27 protein-coding genes are annotated in these 23564 nt (G+C 56.8%); 8 read left to right on the top strand and 19 right to left on the bottom strand.

The annotated features are described in order from the left end of the window. Positions 1-154 precede the first annotated feature (154 nt). From L362_RS19715 to L362_RS24535, 13 genes are read right to left on the bottom strand one after another with little or no spacing between them, the layout of a single operon-like run. Positions 155-952: a prepilin peptidase gene (locus L362_RS19715; protein WP_023292905.1), complete on the bottom strand. Its 798-nt coding sequence runs from the start codon at positions 950-952 to the stop codon at positions 155-157. Further along, positions 949-1434: a type II secretion system protein GspM gene (gene gspM / locus L362_RS19720; RefSeq protein ID WP_021240906.1), complete on the bottom strand. Its 486-nt coding sequence runs from the start codon at positions 1432-1434 to the stop codon at positions 949-951. The genes L362_RS19715 and gspM overlap by 4 nt, the downstream gene beginning before the upstream one ends. Further along, positions 1431-2573 carry a type II secretion system protein GspL gene (gspL, locus tag L362_RS19725; protein ID WP_032637624.1) on the bottom strand — a complete coding sequence of 381 codons (1143 nt, stop codon included), beginning with the start codon at positions 2571-2573 and terminating at the stop codon, positions 1431-1433. The genes gspM and gspL overlap by 4 nt, the downstream gene beginning before the upstream one ends. A 15-nt stretch (positions 2574-2588) precedes the next feature. Beyond that, positions 2589-3599: a type II secretion system minor pseudopilin GspK gene (gspK, locus tag L362_RS19730; protein WP_023343666.1), complete on the bottom strand. Its 1011-nt coding sequence runs from the start codon at positions 3597-3599 to the stop codon at positions 2589-2591. After that, a complete protein-coding gene (gspJ, locus tag L362_RS19735; RefSeq protein WP_023292908.1) occupies positions 3596-4225 on the bottom strand; it encodes a type II secretion system minor pseudopilin GspJ in 630 nt (209 codons plus the stop codon). The genes gspK and gspJ overlap by 4 nt, the downstream gene beginning before the upstream one ends. Next, positions 4222-4605: a type II secretion system minor pseudopilin GspI gene (gspI, locus tag L362_RS19740; protein WP_023292909.1), complete on the bottom strand. Its 384-nt coding sequence runs from the start codon at positions 4603-4605 to the stop codon at positions 4222-4224. The genes gspJ and gspI overlap by 4 nt, the downstream gene beginning before the upstream one ends. Then, entirely contained in the window at positions 4598-5083 is a 486-nt protein-coding gene (gspH, locus tag L362_RS19745) for a type II secretion system minor pseudopilin GspH (RefSeq protein WP_023343665.1), read from the bottom strand. The genes gspI and gspH overlap by 8 nt, the downstream gene beginning before the upstream one ends. Next, on the bottom strand, positions 5083-5532 hold the full coding sequence (gspG, locus tag L362_RS19750; RefSeq protein ID WP_008500018.1) for a type II secretion system major pseudopilin GspG: 450 nt from the start codon (positions 5530-5532) through the stop codon (positions 5083-5085). Before gspG ends, gspH begins: the two co-directional genes overlap by 1 nt. A 3-nt stretch (positions 5533-5535) precedes the next feature. Next, positions 5536-6744: a type II secretion system inner membrane protein GspF gene (gspF, locus tag L362_RS19755; protein ID WP_023343664.1), complete on the bottom strand. Its 1209-nt coding sequence runs from the start codon at positions 6742-6744 to the stop codon at positions 5536-5538. Further along, positions 6744-8222: a type II secretion system ATPase GspE gene (gene gspE / locus L362_RS19760; RefSeq protein WP_023343663.1), complete on the bottom strand. Its 1479-nt coding sequence runs from the start codon at positions 8220-8222 to the stop codon at positions 6744-6746. Before gspE ends, gspF begins: the two co-directional genes overlap by 1 nt. 14 nt (positions 8223-8236) lie before the next feature. Further along, positions 8237-10159: a type II secretion system secretin GspD gene (gene gspD / locus L362_RS19765; protein WP_023343662.1), complete on the bottom strand. Its 1923-nt coding sequence runs from the start codon at positions 10157-10159 to the stop codon at positions 8237-8239. A gap of 13 nt (positions 10160-10172) precedes the next feature. Beyond that, the gene (gene gspC, locus L362_RS19770; protein WP_023326994.1) at positions 10173-10904 is read right to left on the bottom strand and encodes a type II secretion system protein GspC; all 732 of its coding nucleotides are present in this window, start codon (positions 10902-10904) and stop codon (positions 10173-10175) included. After that, the gene (locus L362_RS24535; RefSeq protein ID WP_126348702.1) at positions 10855-11220 is read right to left on the bottom strand and encodes a hypothetical protein; all 366 of its coding nucleotides are present in this window, start codon (positions 11218-11220) and stop codon (positions 10855-10857) included. Before L362_RS24535 ends, gspC begins: the two co-directional genes overlap by 50 nt. Between L362_RS24535 and L362_RS19775 the strand changes: the two genes are divergently transcribed. Both L362_RS19775 and L362_RS19780 read left to right on the top strand, forming a co-directional pair. After that, positions 11206-12771: an ExeA family protein gene (locus L362_RS19775; RefSeq protein ID WP_023343661.1), complete on the top strand. Its 1566-nt coding sequence runs from the start codon at positions 11206-11208 to the stop codon at positions 12769-12771. The genes L362_RS24535 and L362_RS19775 overlap by 15 nt on opposite strands. Then, positions 12771-13403: a hypothetical protein gene (locus tag L362_RS19780; protein ID WP_021240917.1), complete on the top strand. Its 633-nt coding sequence runs from the start codon at positions 12771-12773 to the stop codon at positions 13401-13403. Before L362_RS19775 ends, L362_RS19780 begins: the two co-directional genes overlap by 1 nt. On the opposite strand, the gene L362_RS19785 is transcribed toward L362_RS19780, so the two are convergent. The 3 genes from L362_RS19785 to L362_RS19795 form a co-directional block, all read right to left on the bottom strand. Continuing rightward, positions 13404-14027 carry a helix-turn-helix domain-containing protein gene (locus L362_RS19785; RefSeq protein WP_021240918.1) on the bottom strand — a complete coding sequence of 208 codons (624 nt, stop codon included), beginning with the start codon at positions 14025-14027 and terminating at the stop codon, positions 13404-13406. It lies immediately after the preceding gene. Positions 14028-14302: 275 nt separating this feature from the next. Continuing rightward, positions 14303-15133 carry an N-acetylmuramoyl-L-alanine amidase gene (locus L362_RS19790; protein ID WP_023343660.1) on the bottom strand — a complete coding sequence of 277 codons (831 nt, stop codon included), beginning with the start codon at positions 15131-15133 and terminating at the stop codon, positions 14303-14305. Next, a complete protein-coding gene (locus tag L362_RS19795; protein WP_008500028.1) occupies positions 15130-15453 on the bottom strand; it encodes a heavy metal-binding domain-containing protein in 324 nt (107 codons plus the stop codon). The genes L362_RS19790 and L362_RS19795 overlap by 4 nt, the downstream gene beginning before the upstream one ends. A gap of 97 nt (positions 15454-15550) precedes the next feature. Between L362_RS19795 and L362_RS19800 the strand changes: the two genes are divergently transcribed. From L362_RS19800 to artJ, 6 genes are all read left to right on the top strand, one after another. Further along, positions 15551-16069: a lipoprotein gene (locus tag L362_RS19800; RefSeq protein ID WP_023343659.1), complete on the top strand. Its 519-nt coding sequence runs from the start codon at positions 15551-15553 to the stop codon at positions 16067-16069. Between the two features lie 226 nt (positions 16070-16295). Further along, positions 16296-17024, top strand: a complete 729-nt coding sequence (gene artP / locus L362_RS19805) for an arginine ABC transporter ATP-binding protein ArtP (RefSeq protein WP_008500030.1) — start codon at positions 16296-16298, stop codon at positions 17022-17024. A 19-nt stretch (positions 17025-17043) separates the two neighbouring features. Further along, the gene (artI, locus tag L362_RS19810; protein WP_008500032.1) at positions 17044-17775 is read left to right on the top strand and encodes an arginine ABC transporter substrate-binding protein ArtI; all 732 of its coding nucleotides are present in this window, start codon (positions 17044-17046) and stop codon (positions 17773-17775) included. A gap of 6 nt (positions 17776-17781) precedes the next feature. Next, positions 17782-18498, top strand: coding sequence for an arginine ABC transporter permease ArtQ (gene artQ, locus L362_RS19815; protein ID WP_008500033.1), 717 nt, complete (start codon positions 17782-17784; stop codon positions 18496-18498). After that, positions 18498-19166 (top strand): arginine ABC transporter permease ArtM, encoded by a 669-nt coding sequence (gene artM / locus L362_RS19820; protein WP_023343658.1) that lies wholly within the window; start codon positions 18498-18500, stop codon positions 19164-19166. The genes artQ and artM overlap by 1 nt, the downstream gene beginning before the upstream one ends. A 174-nt stretch (positions 19167-19340) precedes the next feature. Further along, positions 19341-20072: an arginine ABC transporter substrate-binding protein ArtJ gene (gene artJ, locus L362_RS19825; protein WP_015571008.1), complete on the top strand. Its 732-nt coding sequence runs from the start codon at positions 19341-19343 to the stop codon at positions 20070-20072. A gap of 86 nt (positions 20073-20158) precedes the next feature. On the opposite strand, the gene L362_RS19830 is transcribed toward artJ, so the two are convergent. The 3 genes from L362_RS19830 to rlmC form a co-directional block, all read right to left on the bottom strand. Continuing rightward, positions 20159-21628 (bottom strand): sensor histidine kinase, encoded by a 1470-nt coding sequence (locus L362_RS19830; protein ID WP_023343657.1) that lies wholly within the window; start codon positions 21626-21628, stop codon positions 20159-20161. Continuing rightward, entirely contained in the window at positions 21612-22319 is a 708-nt protein-coding gene (locus L362_RS19835) for a response regulator transcription factor (RefSeq protein ID WP_021240925.1), read from the bottom strand. Before L362_RS19835 ends, L362_RS19830 begins: the two co-directional genes overlap by 17 nt. Before the next feature lie 105 nt (positions 22320-22424). Continuing rightward, positions 22425-23564, bottom strand: coding sequence for a 23S rRNA (uracil(747)-C(5))-methyltransferase RlmC (gene rlmC, locus L362_RS19840; protein ID WP_023343656.1), 1140 nt, complete (start codon positions 23562-23564; stop codon positions 22425-22427).

Below are 23564 nucleotides of genomic sequence, written 5' to 3'. Positions count from 1 at the left end.
GTTATCCAAACCTTAAAGACGCGTTGTATTCCTCCATTAAAAGATACAAGCTAAAAATCCGTGTAGTTTATGCCTTTTACGATACACTGAGGATAAAAGGTCGTCCTTCTCTTTCCTCGTCGAAAATATTGATAAAAAAACTTGACCCGGTTATTTAATAGGTATTCACAAATAGCTGGCAGGTATAGAGCGCTATTCCAGCAAAAGCCAGATAAGGTCCGAAAGCGATGGTTAGGTTATTTTTATTCGATTTATTTAATAACAAATAACCCACTATGCCACTTAATGCGGCAATTAATTCAATCGCAGGGAGTGACTGCCAGCCGCACCAGGCGCCCAGCGCCGCCAGCAGCTTGAAATCGCCGTAGCCCAGCCCTTCCCGACGGGTAAGCAGACGAAACGCCCAGTACACCAGCCAGAGCGAAAGATAGCCTGCCACCGCGCCGAGCAGCGCATCACGCAGGAGCAGCCCGTGGCTGAAGGCGTGGAACAGCAGCCCGGCCCAGAGCAGCGGCTGCGTCAGGCAGTCGGGCAGCAGCTGGTGCTGTCCGTCAATCATCGCCAGCGGCAGCAGAAAGGCCGCCAGCACCCACAGCGAGAAAAGGGATGCTAAGTCCGGTATCCACCGGGCGGTGAGGCCAAAGAACACCGCCGTCAACAGCTCGAGTAAAAATAACCGCAGCGGAATCGGCGACTTGCAGCAACGACAGCGTCCCCGCAGCGCCAGCCAGCTCAGCAGCGGGATGTTCTCCCATGCGCGCAGAGCATGCTGGCAGACGGGACAGTGTGACGCCGGGAAAAGCAGGTTGCTGCGGCTCTCCTCCTCTAGCACCATCCCCGGCACGCGATCCACCACAACGCCGAGAAAGCTCCCCAGGATCGCGCCGAACACGCCGCTCATCGCGGCAAACCCGACGGGATAACTCTCCCGGACGAGTATCAGCCCGTTCATGCCACTTTTTTCCAGGTCAGCTGGATTTCAGCCTTCACGTCGCTCAGGTGATCCACGGGCGTGAGGTTCATTTTCTCCAGCCTGACGCCTGACGCGAGGTTCATCTCCCGCAGCCAGTTTTTTAATTCATACACGTTGACCCGGTTCACGACAAAGGCCAGAGTCTGACCGTCCTGACGAATATCGGTCAGCGTCAGGTTGATTTCATGCGCGCTATTCTCCACCACGCTGCGTGGATTATCGGTTTTCACCTGTAGCACCGGCAGATGATTTTTATCAATTTCTGTTTTCATCCAGTTTACCGTTTCAATTTGTCGCGCCAGCGTTGCCTGGCTATTTTTTATCATGTTATCCAGGGGAATTATCCCTGCGTAATAGATGACGGCGCTGCATAAAGCTCCCGCCGCTATTTTTAAAATGAATTTTTCTCTGGTGCTGTATTGTTGATAACGAGATGTAAACTGTGCAATTCGCGCTTTCATTTATATTTCCCTGTAATCATGGCCGTATACGGCGCGTCCTTTGAAATAGGCTGTAACGTAAAATCAAAATTCGTGCTGGCCTGATGAATGAATTCCTGTAATGCCTGCTCGTTTTGCGCACTCACGCTTAATGTCAGGGTTCCCTGCGTGTCGTCATATTCAAACAGCGTAATTTCCATCGACGGAACGGACTGACGGATCTTTTCCAGTTCGTCCATCTGCAAAAAAATGCCTTTAGGCTGCTTCTTGATGTTCTGTCCAAAATGGTACTTAAGGTTGGTCTGGTGGCGCATACTCGGAAAATGGTGTTGATAAAGCTCGACCATCTCCTGCTGCACCTGATTTTCCCGATCTGCCAGCATCCACGCCAGGGTGATGCGGGGGCCGAGCAGCAGGCCCAGAGAGAGAAGCCCCATCACCGCGACGGCGGCCTTCATCCCTTTCGCCGCCCTCGCGCTGGTCGCTTTCGCGCTGAACGCACCGTGCAGCACGTTGACGCGGCACGCCCGCCACTGCGGCTGGATCAGCACCAGCGGATGTTCTGCCGCCAGCTGTTCGTCAACCTCAATGCCCGGCGGGATGTCCCCGTAGCAGCGGACCTCGCCCTCTCCGGCTTTTTGCATCAGCAGCGGCAACAGGCCAACCTCAACGTTACAGGCGATATGCGGCGACAAGCGCAACCAGTAGTTCTCTTCCCGCGCAACCAGCGTGCTTCCACCCGCCGTGACCGGCAGCAGCCAGGCGTCAGGCAGGACCTGAATGACCTTCAGGCCCGCCTCGTGAAAGCGGGTCAGCCACTGCTGCAGGCGGGCGGAATCTATCGCCACGGCGTCCACCTCGGCGCCTTTTTTGTTCAGCACCGTCCAGTGGAGATCGTCCACCTCACCAATCAGAGTCTCCTCCGCCATCCACGAGAAGGCGGTCGCCTGCGACGCCATTTTCTTCGACAGCGTAAAGTGGCGGAAGATCATCTCACTGGCGGGCAGCAGCAGACACACGCGCGCAGCAAGAGGATGGTCGGCAAGGGTATGCAGCGCCTGCGGGGTGTCCAGGGTTGTAACCTGTTCGCTTCCCGACTCACACCACATGATTTTCCCGTCCTCACGGCTGTCGGGACGAACAAAAAGTACCTGTTTCATAGCGTTCTACTTTTCTTATTCAATCATTCGGTAACGACGTTGCCACGTCACAATTTCACCGGCTTCGTTATTCACCTGAAGCTGGCTCACCACGCGAAGCGTTAACTCATCGGTATTGCCGGTGTAGTTGACGCGAAAATACCGGCTGTTGATGGAGAGCAGCCCGGCCACCTGCGGCAACTCTTCCTTCAACTGCGGGAAGGCCTGTTCCAGCGCTTTGCTGAAGACGTCCATACTTTCCCAGCCGGTTTCCGGCCGCGACTCAATCAGGCGTACGGCATCGTCCGCGGTGAGTTTTCCCGGGAACAGGGCTGCCAGTAAGGGCGCCTGCTCCGGCGTCAGAGTATTGACATCCACCTTGCTGGCCGAGTCCGGCAGCGCGCATAAGAGCTTGCTCACTTTCGGGTACGCTGCCGCAGGAAACGCCGGCAGCAGCTTGATCTCGGCAAGGGTGCGCATCATCTGATTCGCAGGCTGACGCGCCGGCACTACGCCAGACCAGGCGTCCATCTCCGCGCCCTCTTTCACCGTCGTGGCGTCGCCGTCGAGATAATCCACCAGCTGCTGATAAATTTCTTCCGCCGCCGTCTGGCTGATGCCGCCGTCCGTCAGGATCTGCTCGACAATCTTCTCTTTTCGCGGTTTTTCCGACACGGTTGACGCATTTTGATCCTGAGCCACTTTGTCTGCGGCCAGCAGGTTATTGACGTTGAAGCAGTCCTGCGCGTCGTCGACCTGGCTGACCACCGTATAGTCTTCACCCTGCGTCTCCAGCGGCTGGTGCCAGTCGCCCGCCGGGTCGAGCGGTTTGCTCTCGCCGCTGGCGTCGTTCTGCAACCGGTCTTTCACCACTTTTTCCTGCGCCTGCATTGCCCAGCGCAGCTGCTGCTGGCTCACCTGATAGTGGGTTTTCTGCAAATTACGGCAGAACTGCTGGCTGATTTTGGCCGCCAGGGCCGACATCATGACCAACAGGATCAGCACAACCAGCAGGGCAACACCGCGTTGCTGATGGACCCGGCTCATGGCTTCACGTCCGGCGCAGGCGCATTTTGCGGGGCAGGCGCGTTTTCTGCCGCCGGTGCCACCGCTTCTGGTATCTCTCCCGGCGTGGTAAACACCCAGCGCCAGGTGTCGCCATTTTCCATGGTCAGCGTAAGCTCCACGCCGTCTGGCAGATGGGCAGAGTCACCCCAGCTTTTTTGCCAGCCCTGGTGATAAAACCGCCATTGCATCGCTTTCACCTCGCTGACGATAGGCACTTCATCGGGTTTGACGTCCGCCGGGCTGTCAATCACCGGCCAGACGTCGCGATACAGACGCCCTTCTTCCAGCCGCCAGCGCACGCGCTCCAGCTGGACCGTGCCACTCACGCCGTTCAGCGTGGTGAATTCCACGGCATCGCCATCCTGTAAAAACAGATCCGGCGCGTTGCGCGGCGCCCGCGCCTGCAGCTGGAAAAAATCGCGCTCCATCAGGCTCCAGGCACGCTGAAGCTGATTAAGCTTCGCCGCGCGGGTATCGGTTGCCGAACTGGTGCGCATCGCGCCGTCGAGGATTTGCCAGGCCAGGGTGCTGATGACCGCAAAAATGGTCAGCGCAATCATGATCTCCAGCAGGGTAAAACCGCGCTGGCGTCGGCTCGTCTTCACTTGCTCTCTTCTCCCGGCCCAATGATCTGAAGCGAAATGACCGGCTGGCTTTTATCGCCTTCGGCGTAAACGCGGATGGCATTGGCCCAACCGCTATTGGCGGTTTTCACCCGCTGCTTATGCCAGTACCAGCTGCGCCCCCCCATGATTTCCGTCCCCTGCTCCTCGGCATCGGGAAAATCGGTTTTGCTAAGCTGGGCTTCAGCCAGCTGATTTTCTGCAACCCAGCTGGCCTGCAGCGTTTCGGCCAGCCCGTGGGTGAAGCGCACGTTCAGGGAGACGGAATTCATCAGCGCCAGCGCGGCGGTGGAGAAAATGACCAGCGCCACCATCACCTCCAGGAGCGTCATCCCGTTCTGCTTAACCTTGCCTTTAGTCATCGTTCTCTACCGAAACCGGGGCCGTGCCCTGCGACACCACGCGGAAGTGATGCTGTTTGTCGTAACTTTGCAGCGTCAGCGTAAAACGGCCAATCTCACCGTCCGGCAGAAAGAGGATCTGGGGGTCGGCCTCGACGTTAGCCGCCAGACGCTGAGGCGAGAGCGACACGTGCATCTCTTCCGGGAAATCGCCTTTCGTGGTAATACGGCCGGCGGATAACGGCACCCAGTGACGTTCGCCGTTTTTATCGTCGAGCGTGACCAGCTGATATTTATCGGTAGCGATCACCAGCCCGACAATATTTCCGTCCATGACCGCGCGGTCTGAACCATAATCAACGAGGGCTTTTAATTGCTGACCAAATATATCCGCACCGCTGCGTGAGGGTATTGTTGAGACAACCATCATGGCGCAACTGGCAAATATCACCAGCGCCAGAATAATTTCCAGCAACGTAAAGCCGCGTTGATTCTTCATTATTTCTCTTTCTTATCCAGAGACCAGTTCGTAATATCGTCTGCGGTGTTGGCTTCGCCATCAGGACCGGCAGAGAAGACGTCTACGGCGCCGTGTTCACCCGGGCTGACGAGCAGATAATCGTTGCCCCACGGATCCTGCGGCAGGCGGCGAATATAGCCGTCGGCGCGGTAGCCGTTGGGAATAGGCGCGATCTCAGGCTTGGTCACCAGCGCCTGCAGACCCTGCTCGGTCGTTGGGTAGCGGTGGTTATCGAGCTTATACATATCCAGCGAGCCTTCGAGCGCAACAATATCGCTGGTCGCCTTTTGCGCGTCCGCTTTTTCTTTATTACCCATTAAATTGGGCACCACCATACTCGCTAAAACGCCGAGAATAACGATCACCACCATTAATTCGAGCAAGGTGAACCCCGCCTGGCGAGCCAGACGTTTTGTTTTTATAGCCATGATTTAACCTACCATATTATTAAGTTGCAGAAGCGGCTGTAATATTGACAGCACGATGAATAAAACAATCGTCGCCATGGAGACCACCAGCGCCGGTTCAAATACCGAGAGCGTTAACGTAATACGATGCTGTAGCGCCGACTCCTGGTTTTCCGCCGCGCGGTCCATTAAGTTGCCTAACTCGCCGCTCTCTTCGCCGGAGGCAATCATGTACAGCATGGTGGGCGGGAATAATTTCGCCTGCTCCAGCGCGGCATAGAGCGAGGCCCCCTGACGCACGGTATCCGCCGCCTGCTCCAGCACCTGCCGGGCGTAGAGGTTTTCGATACCGTCCATCGCGATATACATCCCTTCAAGCAGCGGCACGCTGCTCGCCTGCAGGATGCTGAGCGTGCGGATATAGCGAGCGCTGTTGATCGCGCACACCAGCTTTTTAATCGGCGAGCCGTTCACCAGCCAGCTGTGCCAGCGAAAACGGTTTTTGGCGTTTCTGAGCCAGGTCTTAAAACCAACAAACCCGCCGCCGAGGATCCCCACGATGTAGATCCCGTACGCCTGCAGGAAATCGCTCACCGCAATCAGCGTGCGGGTGGTGATCGGCAGCTGCTGCTTCATGTGGGTGAACTGCTCGATCACCTGCGGCACCACCGCCACCAGCAGAATGCTGATGACCGCGATGGCGACCACGGTGAGGGTAATCGGGTAGACCATCGCCTGCGTCAGCTTGCTCTTCATCTTCTGGCGCTGCTCGTTGTACTCCGCCAGCTTCTCCAGCACGTCGCCCAGGTGGCCGGTTTTTTCACCGGCCATCACCAGCGTGCAGTAGAGCTTGTCAAAGGTGCGCGGGAACTGGCTGAAGGCGTCGAACAGGGTGTGACCTTCCACCACCTTCTCGCGGATCTCCACCACCATTGCCGCCAGCTTTTTGTCTTCCGTTTGCTTCGAGATCGCCTTCAGCGCGCTCTCGAGCGGCAGTGCGGCGTTGACCAGCGTGGAGAGCTGACGGGTAAACATCGACAGCACCGGCGTGGAGAGCCTGGCTCCGGTTTTTGCTTTTCCGGCAGACGCCGCTTCACGGGTTTCGCTGATGCTGACGGGCATCAGCTTTTGCTCGCGCAACATCTGGCGAACCTGCTTTTGCCCCTCGGCCTGCAGCGTGCCGCGCTGGGTTTTGCCTGCGACATCCGTCGCCGTCCAGGCGTAGAAGGCCATTACGCATCCCCCCCGCGCTCGGCGGTCACACGCATCACCTCTTCCAGCGAGGTAACGCCACTAATCACCTTCAACAGCCCGTTTTCGCGCAGGCTGTAAGCCTGCTTAAAGAGCTGCGTCTCGATGGACATTTCGTCTTTATCTTCATGAATGGCGCGGCGCATGGCGCTGTCCACCACCAGGAACTCGTGAATACCGGCACGGCCCTGATAGCCGCTCTGGCGGCAGTGTTCACAGCCCACCGCGCGATAAATGGCTTTTGGCGGCGCGTCCATAAAGCTGAACAGCGCTTTTTCATTGGCATCCAGCGGACTGGTGGTCCGGCAGTGCGTACACAGCCGACGCACCAGACGCTGGGCAATGACACCGAGCAGCGATGAACCGATTAAAAAGGACTCCAGCCCCATGTCCCGCAGACGCGTAATCGCCCCGGCGGCGCTGTTGGTGTGCAGCGTAGACATGACCAGGTGACCGGTGAGCGACGCCTGCACCGCAATTTGCGCGGTTTCACCGTCACGAATTTCCCCGATCATCACCACGTCCGGGTCCTGACGCAGAATAGCGCGCAGCCCGCGGGCAAAGGTCATGTCCACGCGCGGGTTAACCTGCGTCTGCCCCACCCCTTCCAGCTCATATTCGATCGGGTCTTCCACGGTCAGGATGTTGCGTTCGTGGCCGTTCAGCGCCGAAAGAATGGCGTACAGGGTGGTACTTTTACCGGAGCCTGTCGGCCCGGTGACCAGGATAATGCCGTGCGGGCGCTCAATCAGCCCTTTTAACTTCTCCAGCTCTTCATCGATCAGGCCCAGCTTGTTGATGTCGGGCTTGAGATTGCTTTTATCGAGCAGGCGCATGACCACGCGCTCGCCGTACTGGGACGGAATGGTCGAGACGCGCACGTCGATCGCCTTGCGGCCAATGCGCAGTGAGATACGGCCATCCTGCGGCAGACGTTTTTCGGCAATGTCGAGTTTCGACATCACCTTGATACGCGACACCAGCAGCGGGGCGAGCTTACGCGCCGGTTGCAGCACCGGGCGCAGCACGCCGTCAACGCGGAAGCGAATGCTCAGCGTGCGCTCGAAGGTTTCGATATGGATATCCGACGCGCCGTCCTTAACCGCCTCGCCGAGAATGGCGTTGATCAGGCGGATCACCGGCGAGTTTTCGTCGTTATCAAGCAGATCTTCGTTATCCGGGATCTCCTCGGTTAACGCCATCAGGTCGATATCCGCATCCATGTCGTCCACCAGCTGCTGTGAAACGCCGCTGCTCTGCTGCCAGATTTTGGCCAGCATCTCGTCAAACGCTTCCGGCGTCACAGAAACCGGGACGAACGCGCGGCCCAACACCCGGCGCACTTCCAGCAGTGCTAACGCCGGGGTGTCCTCACGGATATAGACGTCATTGTTGTAAAGCAGAACGCCGTTATCTTTTGCGTAGCTGCTGCTACACAGTGTTTTACTCAGTTCGTCCACGTTGCCCCTCCGCCTTACTCTTTAAACGGATTGCGTGTCGCGCGGGTTTTCACCGGTGCGGCGTGAGGGCTTGCTGAAGGAAACGCGGGCAGGACGGCATTGTCGCTCGGCTCAACAATACCGAGCTTTTTCTCTTCCACGCGCTGCATCTGGCGCACCCGGATCTGGTCATATTTCTCTTTCGAGGCCGCGCTGTAGTTGTCGTCGTCACGCAGAACGGTGGTATGAATGAACACCATCAGGTTGCGCTTGGAGGTATCCTGGGAGGTGTAGCGGAACAGCTGACCGACCAGCGGGATATCGCCGAGCAGCGGCACTTTGGACACGGACTGTTTGGTCACATTTTCCATCAGACCGCCAAGCACCACCGTCTGGCCACTGTGGACCATCACTTCGTTATTGATCGTGCGCGTATTGAAGGTTGGGCCGAGGCTGGAGTCTTCCGTCGCGCTGTTGTCGACGCTGGAGACTTCCTGCTCAATCTTCAGATGGATCATGTCGCCATCGTTAATCTGCGGCACAATTTTCAGCTTGGTACCGACCGTCTTACGCTCAACGGAGTTAAAGACGTTGTCGCCGCTGGTGGTTTGCGAACCGGAAAGTACCGGCACATCCTGGCCCACGTTGAACGACGCTTCTTTGTTATCCAGCGTGACCACGCTTGGCGTGGAGAGGATGTCATTTTTGCCGTCGGTGGAAAGCGCAGTCACCAGCGCACCAAAATCACCGTTAAAGAAGCCGGTCGCCAGGCCAGTGAAGCTCGCCCCTTTCATGGTGCCATTTTTAATCTGGCTGATTGGCAGGCCGGTGGAGCCGAACTGCACGCCGCCGTGCTTGCTGGTCCACTGCACGCCGAGATCCAGGCCGTTCCCGTCCTGCACTTCCGCGATGATGGCTTCCACCAGCACCTGCGGACGACGGATGTCCAACTTGTCGATCACCTTCTCAAGGGAGTTCATCACGTTAGGCTGGGCGGTAATCACCAGCGAGTTGGTTGCTTCGTCGGCGGTAATGTTCAGATCGCTGGACGCTGGCGCGGTTTTCGACTTCGGCGCGCCGGCCTTGTCCTTCAGCTGCTCGCCGATGCCGGTGAGTACCGGCACCACCTTGGTGGCGCTGGCATACTTGAGATAGAAGACGCGGGTATTCCCCTCGTTGTTCTGCTCGCGATCCAGCTGATGGATCAGGGAGCGGGTCCGCGCGCGCGCATCTTCCGAACCGCTGATCACCAGGCTGTTGGTTTCGTCATCGGCCACCACTTTGGTCGCCAGCTGCGGCGCGTTCTGCCCTTTCTGCTCTTCGTTGTTGAGGTTATTCAACATCTCCGAGAGCTCTTTGGCGGACGCAAAGCGCAGCGGCACGATTTCACGACGCTGAATACCGTCTTTGTCCACGCGCTGAACCAGATCCACCAGACGGTTCACCACCGAGGCTTTACCGGTTAGCAGCAGGACGTTGGACGGCTCAAAGTGGACCACGTTACCGATGCCGGTGGCATCGTTGAGCTGACGCAGCAGCGGCGCCAGCTCGCGAACAGGCACGTTTTCCATGCGCACGACGCGGGTGATGATCTCGTCGCCTTTGCCCGGATTTTTACCGTCGGCCAGCGGCGCACCGGCGGTGCGGGCAATGCTCGAGCGCACCACTTTAACCATGCCGTTATCCATCGGGATCACCGACAGGCCGTACAGGTCCAGCACGCTCAGGAAAAACTGGTAATATTCGTCTTCCGTCAATACGTTATAGGTTCTGACCGACACCGTGCCCTGCACGGACGGGTCGACCAGAATGGTTTTGTTCAGATTGCGGCCTACCGTATCAATAAATTCGCGGATATCGGTGTTTTTAAAGCTGGCGCTAAAGTTAGCTGCGAGCAGCGAACTGGAATATAACGACAATGCGGTCAGCGCCACGCACGCCCAAGGAAATTTCTTCATGTCTGTACACTTGTTAATTGTTTAGAACATTGACCCGAATATTTTCAAGGTGAGCGTGACGTCTGACGACGACCTCCGCTTCTTTCATTTTCGACCAGTTGGCAATAATATCTTTTGCCTTTTTTGCATCGGTCATATCGACAGAATTGACTTTTACCGCCACATCACCTTTTTCCAGACCGGCATGGCTGTAGAAGTCAGAGGCATTCCTTGGATTAATGTTGTAGCCTTCCAGCTGGCCCTTTTCGATAAGTGGCTTTAACACCAGATAATCATCCAGATGCACGCTTTCAGCACCAGCATCTTTCGTCGATTGGGTTACCGGGCCGCTGTCAACGCCGCCCTTAAAATAGTCAGGTTTATTTAACGCCAGTACCTGCGTAGCACCTTCGTAATTAACCACCACATTGTCTTTGTTTATTTCCTGAATAAAGGCATCGTTAAAACCGGTCAGCGCTTCGCCTTCGCGATAGCTCTTTTGCCCCCCCGGCGTTTTGATCACGGCGAAGGACAACCAGGCATCGTCGCTGCGGACGATCCCCTCAATTTCGGCAGCGAGCGGGGCTTTCCCGGCCGCTGGCAGGTTGTCCTGACGCACGGCGGCGGTGAAAAGTGAAAATGTCTTTTCTTCCTGACGTTTTCTTTGCGGTTTCGCCGCTGCGTTCGCGAGTTTATTCGTCACTTTTTTATAATCTTTAAAAATGACGTAGCCTTGCTGACCGCAAAAAATCAGCAATACAAACATAATACAGGGCGTTATCCACCGTGAAAAAAGTGAGAGCCTCATTATTCATCTGGCCTTTAGCAAAGCGGAAATAAGCAGCGTCATGCTGCGCCAATATGTGACATAAATAGTAATTAGCGGCCTGACAATCGACCACCTGCTTCGCCGTTAACTTTGATAAAGAAAAAGATTGACCGTCAAAAAAACCAGTGTTAGAGAAAGCCGACAGGTTATTTTTACCCTGCCCGTAAATTGACCATGACGCACCCTTGCCGTACTTTTCTGGACCATTGCTATTCATGCCCAGAGACGGTAAGTCGTTATGTATCAGAGTCATTTTAAATTTAATCACCCGCCTTTTCGAAAAATTACCCGCGCCTCGGGCGATTTCTTCGTGCCGTATCACCAGGATATTTTCAACCTGCTGAAAGAGAAAACCCAACAGGCGGGGATTATTGGGCTCTTTGCAGACGATGCCCCGCTGCTGGGCCAGTTCAGCGACGCCCTGAAATCCGCAACCCCTGACGTTATTGCCATCAACGCGTTTCCAAAACTGAGTGCCAGTAGCCTGCTGTATAAACTCAACCCGGGAACGAAAGAGAGCAAAAACCGGCTTCAGGCGGTGGATGCCATCCTGCACCAGTGGCAGGGGGGGAAAAGCAGGACGAAAGTGCTGGTGATTAGCCATACCGATGCCATGAAAGAGACCTGTCGGGAGGTGCTGGCTCTGCTGCTGACGCGCGCGCAGGAGCTGGAGTTTCGTCTGTCCGTCGTACTGATGGGTACAGCGGATCGGGAAGCCGTTCTGATGCAGCAGTCTGAACTGCGTGAATATGCGCATACCTGCCACACCCTGCGCCCCCTTACCTGCCGGGAGTTTCTCAGCTACGTTCAGGCGCAGTGTGAAGCGCACGGGTGTGAGCACTCACCGTTGACCCCGGCGCGCGTGCGTAAAATGCATGCGCTGACCAAAGGGAATATCAGCAAGCTGAACGAGCTGGCGCACCTGTCGATGCTCGCCGCCTGGACCGAACGTACAGAACAGGTTAGCCCGCGTCATCTGCGCCTGGCGGCCGGTGAGATCCTGCCTGCGAAAAAACACGGTATGCGCCTGGCTACCGTGGGCCTGTTCGCCTCCGTGCTGTTCGCTGCCTGCGGCTGGTATTTGACCTCCTCGATCGGAGCAAGACTTCCGATTCAACTGCCGGTGCCCGCGAGCTGGAAACAGCAGACGCCCATCGAGCAGGCGCCGGTGGTGCCGGCTATCGACAACGAGGTGGTTAATCAGCCGGATGCGATGCATCAGCTCTATCTGATGTGGGGGTATGACGCCTCGGCGGACGATGCCCTGTGCCAGAACGCCGCGAAGGTGAACCTGATGTGTAAGCAGGGAAATGCCTCACCGGACGCGCTGGCCCAGGAAGGGTATCCGTGGGTGAGTGAACTGAAAACCGGCAACCACCTTAACTATGCCGTGGTCGCCCGCGCCGGGGTTAACTCACTCGACCTGCTGATGAATAACCGCACCTGGCAGGTAAGCCGTCACTGGTTTAACCAGCATGCCACCGGCAATTATACCCAGCTGCACCGCCTGACGCCGGAAGGTAAAGACGCCATCAGCGCCGCCAGCGATGCGAAGGACATGGGGTGGCTGGATCAGCAGCTGAGCCAGGCCCTTGCCGAGCCGGAAACCCACGCTCAAACCTGGACGACGGAGATGATGAAACGTACCCGCGAGTTCCAGCAAAAAATGCATCTGCGCGTCGACGGTATCCCGGGTGAGGAGACGCTGATGCAGTTGATGCGCGACACTAACACCACGCCGAGCGTGCTGCTTCAGACCCCCCATGCCGCACCGGACGCGAAAACGCAGGAGAAGCATTCCTAATGTCTACCATCTGTCTTGCAGCTCAGCGCAGCTACGTTTCCGGGGAGGCGGTCTGGTTTTCGTACCGCATTCCCCGCCTGAGAAAAATCGCTTCTAACGCCTTTTTAGGAATAGTAAGCCTCTGCGTCATGCTGATGGCGGGGCTGTACGCCCACGTATACTGGCAACTGCGCCACCCTGCGCCGGAGCCGGTAAAAAAAGTGAACGTGGCGAAGCCCGAGACGCAGCTTTCCGATATGCACTACGTGTACGTGAGCAAGCCGTTCCCGCATCCGCACCCGAAACCCGTCCCGGTGCAGGCCGACGTTCCTGCCATGCAGGATCTGCCGATTAACAGCGACGACGCCGACTGGCAGCAGATGCCTGACGGCACGGTGCCGCACGATACCTCGCGGGATACCCTCCCCGGAACGGAAGCGCACGACGATGCCGTCTCCCCCCGCACGGAGGGTGACGACGCATCATTAACCGAACTGTTTAAGCAGGCGTTAAAAGAACAAGAGCAGGATTATTCGCAAGGGAAAATACCCGCACCGCCGGTTGACGAAACGCAGGATAATACTCAGGCGGGCGCATTACATAAAGAAAGTTCCCGGTCTCCATTAAGTAAAAAGGGAGACCGGCTGGAATAGTTAATATTTTTCAGGCAGGTTGGTGATATTAAGGAGCCGACCCTTTTCCACCACAATGTATTGACCTTTTTTCAGATCGGAGAGGATTTTTATAATCGTACTGCGTGCCAGGCTGGTGTATTCCTGAATATAATCATAAACATTAATATCGCGTTGATGATGTACAATCAGTTCATTAATTTCCAGCAAAAATTCGCGCACGACAGAATAGGCGCTGCGGGCAACCAGCACGTCATCGCGCTTGCTCAGGAGACAGATATACCAGGCCAGCACCTTGGTGAGTTCAGGCCACAAGCCTTTCTCGGTCATCAGTTGAGAGAAAACGCTTTTCGGAATCGAACGCACCACGGTATTCGAGCGGACCAGGCCATACATATGGGACGAATGATAAAAAATGGAAGAGAGTCCAAAAATGCACTGCCCCTGCAGGGCGAACAAGCAGAGCTCGTCGGATTCGCGGCGGAATTCCACTTCACCGCTGACGATAATATGAATAAATTCATTATCGACGGTGGAAATTTTTTGCCATTTCTTTAACGATTTTTCTTCAAATCCTTCCGTTGCGGAAATGATTTTTTCTATTTCATGATGAGGACGTAATTTTCTGCCGTAAATGCTTAACATTGTTATACCCGAATTAAGATGTAAATTTTAGATAAAAAATGGCCACGGTGGAACCACCGAAACTATTCGTATAAACCTGATAAAAAACTTCAAGAAGAAGTGATAATAAAAATCACTATGCAGGTGTTATTTTTTATAAATACTTAGCAAGCTATACGTCTATCTTAAATGAGGGTACTTTTAAGTCAATTAACTAAAAATGAATTGAGAATGTACTTAAGATTAATCTCAAGAAAACTAAGGTAATACGGTCTGGTCAGGGGCAGCCCTGAGGACTACCCTTGCCCGTACTTCTCTAAAAGCGCCTCGGCGATGGCCAGGGTTTCTACGTCAGCCACGCCGTTCCACAGCGCGGGGCGGAAGTGCATCTGAAACGCGCTGATCACCCTCTTCTGCTGCAGTTCCGTGGCGTTGTCCGGCACCTCGTAGCCATAGCGTTTCAGCACATCAAGCAGCGCACCGCGCTCGACCTCCTGATAGCGCGGCCGCCCGTTAAGATAGAACGCCACGCGCGCGGGATCGGGCCAGGCTCCTATCCCCTGCTGCGCCAGCTGCTGCCACGGAAACAGCGGGCCGGGATCGTCTTTACGCTGCGGGGCAATGTCGGCATGGGCAACCACGTTCTGCGGCTGAATGTCATAGCGGGCAATAATGTCCCTGGCAAGCGGGATCAGCGCTGCAATCTGCGCAGGCGCAAACGGGGTAAAGGTTTTCACGCCGTCACGCGTTTGCCAGCCGCGGTTCTCGAGCTCAATCCCCACGGACGTATCATTAATCCGGTTGGTGCCGCGCCAGAAGCTAATGCCCGCATGCCAGGCCAGCTCGCTCTCGGGAACCAGCTGCCAGATGCGCGGCTTGCCGTCCGGCGCCGGGGGGTTGGCAGGGATCAAATAGTGAGAGCTAACGTTTTTATCCGTCAGCGTGGCCAGCGAGCTGTCAAAATCATCCGCGGTGTAGTGGATCACCAGCACCTTGATGCGCGGGTAAGCCGCCTGCGCCTGATGACGCGTATCCAGCTCGTAGGCACCTTTATCGATAATCCCCTTTTCCGTAACGCACCCTGCCAGCAGCAGCGCCAGCAGGAGCGTGGCAAACGCACGCCTCATCGCAGGGTTTTCACCGCCGTACCGCTTACGCTCACCATCAGCATGCTGCCGTCTTTCCCGACCGTTTCGTAGTCAATATCGATTCCCACGACCGCATCCGCGCCGAGGGCTTCCGCCTGCTCGCCGAGCTCTTTAAAGGCGATTTCGCGTGCTTTGCGCAGCTCTTTTTCGTATGCGCCAGAGCGGCCACCCACGATATCGCGGATACCGGCAAAAAAGTCACGGAAGATATTGGCGCCGAGAATCGCTTCGCCGGTGACCACGCCGCAGTACTCGGTTATTGTCTGTCCTTCCAGGGTTGGCGTTGTTGAAAACTGCATGGTTTCTCTCCTTCTTTAGCGTTCAATGCCTTAGGCACAGCATTATCGGTTCGTTACGCTATGATTGAAAGGATAGTTAATAAATAAGGAAATCAACATGCGCTATTCAGCTTTAACACTTTTAGTGCCCTGCGCGCTGGTGCTCAGCGCCTGTACCACCACGGTCACGCCAGCCTTTAAGGATATCGGTACCCGCAGCGGCCCCTGCATTGAGGGCGGCCCGGACACCGTGGCGCAGCAGTTCTATGATTACCGCATTCAGCACCGCAGCAACGACCTCACCGGCCTGCGCCCGTATCTGAGCGATGGTCTGGCAAAATTGCTTAACGATGCCACCCGCGATCCGCAGCACAACGCGCTGCTGAAATCCGACCCGTTCTCCAGCCGCACCACGCTGCCGGACAGCGCAGTAGTGGCCAGCGCGTCAACCATCCCGAACACGGATGCCCGTAATATTCCGCTGCGCGTGAAGCTGACGCAGGGCAGCCAAACCTGGCAGGACGAAGTGCTGATGATCCGTGAAGGCCAGTGCTGGGCGGTGGACGACGTACGCTACGTGGGCGGCAGCGTGCATGCCCCGGCGGGCACGCTGCGCCAGTCGATTGAGAACCGCTGATTCATCAGTGATAAAAATGTTACCCCCGTAAAATGTCCGGCATTTCTCGCGGAATGCCGACATTTATACTCGCCGCCTTTGCCCTTCGCTATTTTGTGCTATGTTTAAGAGGAAATACGGGTTATATTTAACTTTTAACGCAGAAATATTGCATAACTATTCTGTCAACGGTACTATCTGCGGCCTCAATTGCTATAGATTGCCTGGATGAGTAAAGGCTGCCCCGATGAGTATTAAACTAAACGGCATTAACTGCTTCTACGGCGCACACCAGGCGCTGTTTGACATCACGCTGAACTGCCCGGAAGGCGAAACGCTGGTTTTGCTTGGCCCAAGCGGTGCAGGCAAAAGTTCCCTTCTGCGCGTCCTTAATCTGCTTGAAATGCCTCGTTCAGGTACGCTGGCAATTGCCGGTAACCATTTTGATTTCGCAAAGACGCCGTCTGATAAAGCGATACGCGAGCTGCGTCAAAACGTCGGCATGGTCTTCCAGCAATACAATCTCTGGCCGCACCTGACGGTGCTGCAAAACCTGATTGAAGCCCCGTGCCGCGTGCTGGGGTTAAGCAAAGATCAGGCCATCGCGCGTGCCGAAAAGCTGCTGGAGCGTCTGCGCCTCAAGCCCTACAGCGACCGCTACCCGCTGCACCTGTCCGGTGGTCAGCAGCAGCGCGTGGCCATTGCCCGTGCGCTGATGATGGAGCCTGCGGTACTGCTGTTTGATGAACCAACGGCCGCGCTGGACCCGGAAATCACCGCTCAGATCGTCAGCATTATTCGCGAGCTGGCGGAAACCAACATTACGCAGGTTATCGTTACCCACGAAGTGGAAGTGGCGCGTAAAACCGCCAGCCGTGTGGTGTACATGGAAAACGGGTATATCGTTGAGCAAGGTGATGCGAGCTGCTTCGCTAACCCGCAAACCGATGCCTTCAAAAACTATTTATCTCATTGATTGTGTCAGGGGAAATATAATGAAAAAAGTATTACTTGCCGTGCTGCTTGCTGGCGTTACCCTTTCCGCTACCGCAGCTCAGACCATTCGTTTCGCCACGGAAGCCTCTTACCCTCCGTTTGAATCCATCGATGCGAACAACAAAATTGTTGGCTTCGACGTGGACCTGGCTAACGCCCTGTGTAAAGAGATCGATGCGACCTGCACCTTCAGCAACCAGGCGTTCGACAGCCTGATCCCAAGCCTGAAGTTCCGCCGTATCGACGCCGTAATGGCAGGTATGGACATCACCCCGGAGCGTGAAAAGCAGGTGCTGTTCACCACCCCTTACTACGATAACTCTGCCCTGTTCATTGGTCAGAAAGGCAAATTCACCTCTGTCGATCAGCTGAAAGGCAAAAAAGTGGGCGTGCAGAACGGTACCACGCACCAGAAATTCATCATGGATAAGCATCCGGAAATCACCACCGTCCCATATGACAGCTACCAGAACGCGAAGCTGGATCTGCAGAATGGCCGTATCGACGGCGTATTTGGTGATACCGCTGTCGTGACCGAGTGGCTGAAAGCCAACGACAAGCTGGCACCAGTGGGCGACAAAGTGACCGATAAGGACTACTTCGGTACCGGTCTGGGGATTGCCGTTCGTCAGGGCAACACTGAGCTGCAGCAGAAATTCAACGCTGCGCTGGAAAAAGTGAAGAAAGACGGCACCTACGAAACCATCTATAAAAAATGGTTCCAGAAGTAATTCCTGATGAATGAAATTTTTCCTTTAGCAAGCGCCGCCGGGATGACCGTCGGCCTTGCCGTTTGCGCACTGATTATCGGCCTGGTGCTGGCGATGTTCTTTGCGGTGTGGGAATCCGCGAAATGGTTCCCCGTCGCCTGGACAGGCTCCGCGCTGGTCACCGTGCTGCGTGGGCTACCGGAAATTCTGGTGGTCCTGTTCATCTATTTCGGTTCCTCGCAGCTGCTGCTCACGCTGTCGGACGGCTTCACGATTAATCTCGGCTTTGCGCAGATCCCGGTGCAGATGCAGATTGACAACTTCGACGTCAGCCCGTTCCTGTGCGGCGTCATTGCGCTCTCCCTGCTCTACTCCGCGTACGCGTCGCAAACCCTGCGCGGTGCGCTGAAGGCCGTGCCGCAGGGACAGTGGGAGTCAGGTCAGGCGTTAGGGTTGTCAAAATCCGCCATCTTCTTCCGTCTGGTCATGCCGCAGATGTGGCGTCATGCCCTGCCGGGCCTCGGCAACCAGTGGCTGGTGCTGCTGAAAGATACCGCGCTGGTGAGCCTGATCAGCGTTAACGATTTGATGCTGCAAACCAAAAGCATCGCCACCCGTACCCAGGAGCCGTTTACCTGGTACATTGTGGCGGCGGCAATCTACCTGGTGATCACGTTGCTCAGTCAGTACATCCTCAAGCGTATTGACCTGCGAGCGACGCGCTTTGAACGGAGACCAGGCTGATGCTTGAATACTTTCCCGAGTTGATGAAAGGGCTGCACACCAGCCTGACGCTGACCGTGGCGTCCATTATCGTGGCGCTGATCCTGGCGCTCATCTTCACCATCATCCTGACGCTGAAAACGCCGGTGCTGGTGTGGATTGTGCGCGGGTACATCACCCTGTTTACCGGTACGCCGCTGCTGGTGCAGATCTTCCTGATTTACTACGGCCCGGGCCAGTTCCCGTCGTTGCAGGCGTATCCGGTTATCTGGCATCTACTCTCTGAGCCATGGTTGTGTGCCCTGATTGCCCTTTCGCTGAACAGCGCGGCCTATACCACCCAGCTGTTCTTTGGTGCGATCCGCGCCATTCCGGAAGGCCAGTGGCAGTCCTGCGGGGCGCTGGGCATGAGCAAGAAGGACACGCTGGCGATCCTGCTGCCGTACGCCTTTAAGCGCGCGCTCTCCTCCTACTCCAACGAAGTGGTGCTGGTGTTCAAGAGTACCTCTCTGGCCTATACCATCACCCTGATGGAGGTGATGGGACACGGACAGCTGCTGTACGGGCGCACCTATGACGTGATGGTGTTCGGCGCGGCGGGCGTGGTCTATCTGGTGGTGAACGGTCTGCTGACGCTGATGATGCGCCTTATTGAGCGTAAAGCGCTGGCGTTTGAGCGCAGGAATTAACCACGCAAGTGCATAAAACGGTATTCATGGAGCGGGTAACCTGATGGGTTATCCGCTTTTTTTTTGCGCTAAAAATAATACTTAATCATTTTTATTGCATATAAATTCATTAACTGGCATTGTACATCCAGGCCGCAGACACGGCGCATCAATAAGACAGACGGGAGCATTACAATGAAAAAGTTAGTTCTGGCCGCATTACTCGCCACCTTCGCCGCTGGCGCATCCGCTGCGGATAAAATCAATTTCGGCGTGTCCGCCACCTATCCACCGTTTGAATCGCTGGATGCCAGCAACCAGATCGTCGGTTTCGATATCGATCTGGCGAAAGCGCTGTGCAAACAGATGCAGGCCGACTGCACCTTTACTAACCATGCTTTTGACAGCCTGATCCCGTCGCTGAAGTTCAAAAAATACGACGCGGTGATCTCCGGGATGGACATCACGCCTGAGCGCAGCAAGCAGGTCGCGTTCACCGACCCGTACTACGCCAACTCGGCGGTGGTGATTGCGAAGAAAGGGGCATACAAATCCTTCGACGAGCTGAAAGGCAAACGCATCGGGATGGAAAACGGCACCACCCACCAGAAGTACCTGCAGGACAAACATCCGGAAGTGAAAACCGTGGCCTATGACAGCTACCAGAACGCGATTATCGACCTGAAAAATGGCCGTATTGATGGCGTGTTCGGCGATACCGCCGTGGTGAACGAATGGCTGAAAACCAACCCGCAGCTGGGCACCGCAACGGAAAAAGTGACCGATCCGCAGTACTTCGGCACGGGCCTCGGCATCGCGGTACGTCCGGATAATAAAGCCCTGCTGGAAAAACTGAACGGCGCGCTTAAGGCGATTAAAGCGGACGGAACGTACCAGAAAATCAGCGAGCAGTGGTTCCCGCAGTAATGTCTTTTGCCGGGTGGCGGCTTCGCCTTACCCGGCCTACGGGGGGAGTTTTAGGCCGGGTAAGCGCAGCGCCACCCGGCACTCTCTCACAGCGGCACAAAGAACCTGAACCGTGCCCCTCTCGCCGACTCCATCAGCCTGATCCCGCCGCCGTGCAGCTCCAGCATCCGTTTCACAATCAGCAGCCCTAACCCGCCGCGATTCTCTCTCGACGCCTGGGTGTTGAGCGCCGACGGCCGCTCGAACAGATCGTCGCGCAGCGAGGCATCCACGCCCGTTCCGCTGTCGGACACTTCGACCTGCAGCTGTTCATTTTCCTGCCACACCGCCAGGCGAATTTCTCCGCCGCCAGGCGTATGGCGCATCGCGTTATCCAGCAGGTTGGTCACCACGCGTTCAATCATCGACACATCGGCGTTTACCATCGGCAGCGGCCCCGGCACGTCAATATGCAGATTGACCTCTCGCGTGCGGGCCGTGAGCTCAAACTTCTGCGCCACGTCGGAAATCAGCTCCGCCATTGCGAACCGCTCGCGCTGGGGTTTAATACCGCCGTGTTCAAGGCGCGCCAGCTCAAACAGCTGCTGCGAAAGATGCCGGACTTTTTGCCCCTGACGCAGTGCGGTGGCGAGATACTGCTGATGCTCCTGCGGCGTCAGGGTGGCGGATTTGAGCGACAGGGTTTCGAGATAGCCCAGCAGCGAGGTGAGCGGCGTGCGGAGATCGTGCGAAATATTGGCGATAAACTCACGACGCTGACGATCGCTGTCGGCCAGCCGATCCCACTGTTGGGTGATTTTGCGCGCCAGCTCGATAAAGCTGTTGCGCAGGATCGCCACTTCATCTTTTGCCGCCGCGTCCGGCGTCTGTCCCGCCAGCAGCCTGATGGCGCTTATGCTGTCCTGCTCCAGCCCGGCGACCTCCACCGTCAGCTGTTTGACCGGGCGCGTGACCCAGTACCAGACCAGCAGCCCTGCCAGCAGCCCAAACAGCGCGACCCACAGCAGCGACCACAGGACGGTACTCCACAGCGCCTTGTGCCAGGCCATTTCCGCCAGGGCGTTTGACTCCTCGCCCTGCAAAATAATGTACAGATAGCCTTTTAGCTCGCCGTCCTGCCGCAGCGGCGTAGCGCTAAAGACTTTTTGATTTTGACTGCGCGGATCGTCGCCCAGTACCGGCATGGCGGTGCCGCTCAGGAAGCTCTGCACCGGTGCCAGGTCGATTTTTTGCCGCTGAATATGGCCGGGCGGGGCAGCGTCGGCGAGGATATCGCCGTCCGGGGAGACAACGTAGAGCTCAACGCTCGGATTAAAGGTCATCAGCCGGCCAAACAGCGGTTTCAGCGCGCTGCGGTCGACCCTGCCCTGCGCATCCAGAATCGGTTCGCGCTGAACGATCTGCTGCGCCAGCCCGCCCGATAACCGCTGCACCATCGCATTACCGTACTGCATGCTGCTGTAGAGCTGTACCGCGCAGGCGACGGCGGCGCAGAGCATCATCAGCAGGATGAAGAGCAGCGTCAGGCGCTGGCTCAGGCTAAAGCGACGCATCATGCTGCGGCTCCGCAAATTTGTAGCCCTTGCCCCAGACGGTGCGAATGATCTCCGGCTCGGCGGCGTCCTTCTCTATCTTGATGCGCAGGCGGTTGATATGGGTGTTGACGGTGTGCTCGTAGCCTTCATGCTGGTAGCCCCAGACCTGCTCCAGCAGCGCCAGACGGGAGAACACCTCGCCGGGATGACGGGCAAAGAAGTAGAGCAGCTCGAACTCGCGCGGGGTGAGGTCCACCACCTGGCCGTGAAGCAGCACGCTGCGCGCCAGCGGATCGATGGTCAGCCCGTGCGCCTGAATGTGTCCGTCGGTTTGCGCCTGCCCCATCGCCTGCTGGCGACGAAACAGCGCTTTGATGCGCGCAATCAGCTCCTGCACGGAGAACGGTTTTGCCAGATAGTCATCGGCGCCGGTTTCCAGCCCGGTAATGCGGTCGGTTTCGCTGCTGCGGGCGCTGATGATGATCACCGGCAGGTAGCGCGTCATCTGACGGATGCGGCGGCAAATCTCCAGACCGTCCACGTTGGGCAGCATCAGGTCGAGGATCACCGCATCCCACGTCTGGGCGTCAAGACGCTGTAAGGCGTTGCCCCCGTCGGGCTCGTGGGTGATGGCGTAGCCTTCGTCTTCTAAATTGAGTCGCAGAAGCGCCGCGATATCGTGGTCGTCTTCTACCAGCAGGATCTGCTTCATGGGTAAGCCTATATTCATGTCTTATGACGTAAGCTTACCTGATTTCGCCGGGATGAAGAGTTCACATTTTGTTGAACATTGTGCGGGGGTCATGCCGGGTGGCGGCTACGCCTTGCCCGGCCTACGGGTTAACAACGTCAACACTTCATAATGCGCGGTGTGCGGGAACATATCGAAAAGCTGAACGCGTTCAACGCGATAGCCCGGCAGTTGAGCGATGTCTTTCGCCATGGTCTGCGCGTTGCAGCTGGAATAGATGATGTATTCCGGCGCCATCTGGCTCAGGTAGTCGCACAGCGCATTCCCGATGCCGCGGCGCGGCGGGTTAACCAGCACCAGTTCCGGCACGTTGCCCTGGCCGGTGGCGAACTGCGTGGAGTCGAGCGCCTGGAAGCGCAGATTCGTTAACCCCAGCTCAGAGGCAGACTGCTTCGCGCAGGCAATCGCTTCGGCAGAGATCTCAATCCCGGTGAGCTGCATCTCCGGCGTGGCGCAGTGCAGGCCAAACCCGCCCACGCCGCAGAACAGATCCCACATATGGTGAACGTTCAACGCACGCACCCAGTCGCGGGCGGTGGCGTACAGGCTGCTTGCCACGGTCGGGTTGGTCTGGAAGAAGCTTTGCGGGCGGATCCACAGCGGCACGCCGTTGAAGCGCTCCGCCAGCGCGTGCTGGTCGGTGAAGAAAATCTCTTTCTCCCCTTCCATGATCGCCATATGCACCGGCTGAATGTTCGCCGTAATGACCTTCAGCTGCGGAAGCTGCGCCTGCAGCCACGGCAGGGCCGCGCGCAGCTGCTCAAGCTTAGTTTCAGAGCGCAGCACGAAGCGCAGCATCATGCCGCCGTCGATCTGGCTTTCGGTCAGCAGAAGGTATTTCAGCTCGCCGCGCTTGCGGGCCACGTTATAGGGCGTTAACCCCGCCCGGGCAATAAACGGCTTAAGCGCGGCAAAGACCGGTGCAAAGGAGTCGGGATACAGCGGGCAGTCGGTTAAGTCTTCCGGCGTGCCGTCGCGGTGCAGCATTCCCAGCAGCGGTTTTTCTACGCTGCCGCTGACCACCATTTTGGCTTTGTTGCGAAAACCCTGTTCCGGGCCGCTGACGGGTGCGCACCACTCGCCCACCGCGTGTGCTGCCAGCAGCTGTTGCAGGTCGGCCATTTTGGCGGTGAGTTGTTGAGAGACCGGCTGTTCTAACCACTGACAGGAGCGGCAGCGTCCGGCGTCATAGAGTGCGCACTGCAT

Origin of the sequence: Enterobacter sp. MGH 16, assembly GCF_000493175.1 — a bacterium.
Taxonomy (GTDB): Bacteria; Pseudomonadota; Gammaproteobacteria; order Enterobacterales; family Enterobacteriaceae; genus Enterobacter; species Enterobacter roggenkampii.
Note: the sequence above shows the minus strand (reverse complement) of the source record. Positions and strands in the feature narration are given on the sequence as shown.

Excerpts from the sequence above, each read along its gene's own strand:
- artQ (WP_008500033.1), top strand. The coding sequence starts at position 17,782 with ATGAATGAAATTTTTCCTTTAGCAAGCGCCGCCGGGATGACCGTCGGC.
- gspI (WP_023292909.1), bottom strand. The coding sequence starts at position 4,605 with ATGACTAAAGGCAAGGTTAAGCAGAACGGGATGACGCTCCTGGAGGTG.
- gspG (WP_008500018.1), bottom strand. The coding sequence starts at position 5,532 with ATGGCTATAAAAACAAAACGTCTGGCTCGCCAGGCGGGGTTCACCTTG.
- L362_RS19800 (WP_023343659.1), top strand. The coding sequence starts at position 15,551 with ATGCGCTATTCAGCTTTAACACTTTTAGTGCCCTGCGCGCTGGTGCTC.
- L362_RS19835 (WP_021240925.1), bottom strand. The coding sequence starts at position 22,319 with ATGAAGCAGATCCTGCTGGTAGAAGACGACCACGATATCGCGGCGCTT.
- rlmC (WP_023343656.1), bottom strand. The coding sequence starts at position 23,564 with ATGCAGTGCGCACTCTATGACGCCGGACGCTGCCGCTCCTGTCAGTGG.
- L362_RS19785 (WP_021240918.1), bottom strand. The coding sequence starts at position 14,027 with ATGTTAAGCATTTACGGCAGAAAATTACGTCCTCATCATGAAATAGAA.
- L362_RS19775 (WP_023343661.1), top strand. The coding sequence starts at position 11,206 with ATGTATCAGAGTCATTTTAAATTTAATCACCCGCCTTTTCGAAAAATT.
- artI (WP_008500032.1), top strand. The coding sequence starts at position 17,044 with ATGAAAAAAGTATTACTTGCCGTGCTGCTTGCTGGCGTTACCCTTTCC.
- gspM (WP_021240906.1), bottom strand. The coding sequence starts at position 1,434 with ATGAAAGCGCGAATTGCACAGTTTACATCTCGTTATCAACAATACAGC.
- L362_RS19795 (WP_008500028.1), bottom strand. The coding sequence starts at position 15,453 with ATGCAGTTTTCAACAACGCCAACCCTGGAAGGACAGACAATAACCGAG.
- L362_RS19715 (WP_023292905.1), bottom strand. The coding sequence starts at position 952 with ATGAACGGGCTGATACTCGTCCGGGAGAGTTATCCCGTCGGGTTTGCC.
- artJ (WP_015571008.1), top strand. The coding sequence starts at position 19,341 with ATGAAAAAGTTAGTTCTGGCCGCATTACTCGCCACCTTCGCCGCTGGC.
- gspF (WP_023343664.1), bottom strand. The coding sequence starts at position 6,744 with ATGGCCTTCTACGCCTGGACGGCGACGGATGTCGCAGGCAAAACCCAG.
- gspK (WP_023343666.1), bottom strand. The coding sequence starts at position 3,599 with ATGAGCCGGGTCCATCAGCAACGCGGTGTTGCCCTGCTGGTTGTGCTG.
- artM (WP_023343658.1), top strand. The coding sequence starts at position 18,498 with ATGCTTGAATACTTTCCCGAGTTGATGAAAGGGCTGCACACCAGCCTG.
- L362_RS24535 (WP_126348702.1), bottom strand. The coding sequence starts at position 11,220 with ATGACTCTGATACATAACGACTTACCGTCTCTGGGCATGAATAGCAAT.
- gspL (WP_032637624.1), bottom strand. The coding sequence starts at position 2,573 with ATGAAACAGGTACTTTTTGTTCGTCCCGACAGCCGTGAGGACGGGAAA.
- L362_RS19830 (WP_023343657.1), bottom strand. The coding sequence starts at position 21,628 with ATGATGCGTCGCTTTAGCCTGAGCCAGCGCCTGACGCTGCTCTTCATC.
- L362_RS19790 (WP_023343660.1), bottom strand. The coding sequence starts at position 15,133 with ATGAGGCGTGCGTTTGCCACGCTCCTGCTGGCGCTGCTGCTGGCAGGG.
- artP (WP_008500030.1), top strand. The coding sequence starts at position 16,296 with ATGAGTATTAAACTAAACGGCATTAACTGCTTCTACGGCGCACACCAG.
- gspC (WP_023326994.1), bottom strand. The coding sequence starts at position 10,904 with ATGTTTGTATTGCTGATTTTTTGCGGTCAGCAAGGCTACGTCATTTTT.
- L362_RS19780 (WP_021240917.1), top strand. The coding sequence starts at position 12,771 with ATGTCTACCATCTGTCTTGCAGCTCAGCGCAGCTACGTTTCCGGGGAG.
- gspD (WP_023343662.1), bottom strand. The coding sequence starts at position 10,159 with ATGAAGAAATTTCCTTGGGCGTGCGTGGCGCTGACCGCATTGTCGTTA.
- gspH (WP_023343665.1), bottom strand. The coding sequence starts at position 5,083 with ATGAAGAATCAACGCGGCTTTACGTTGCTGGAAATTATTCTGGCGCTG.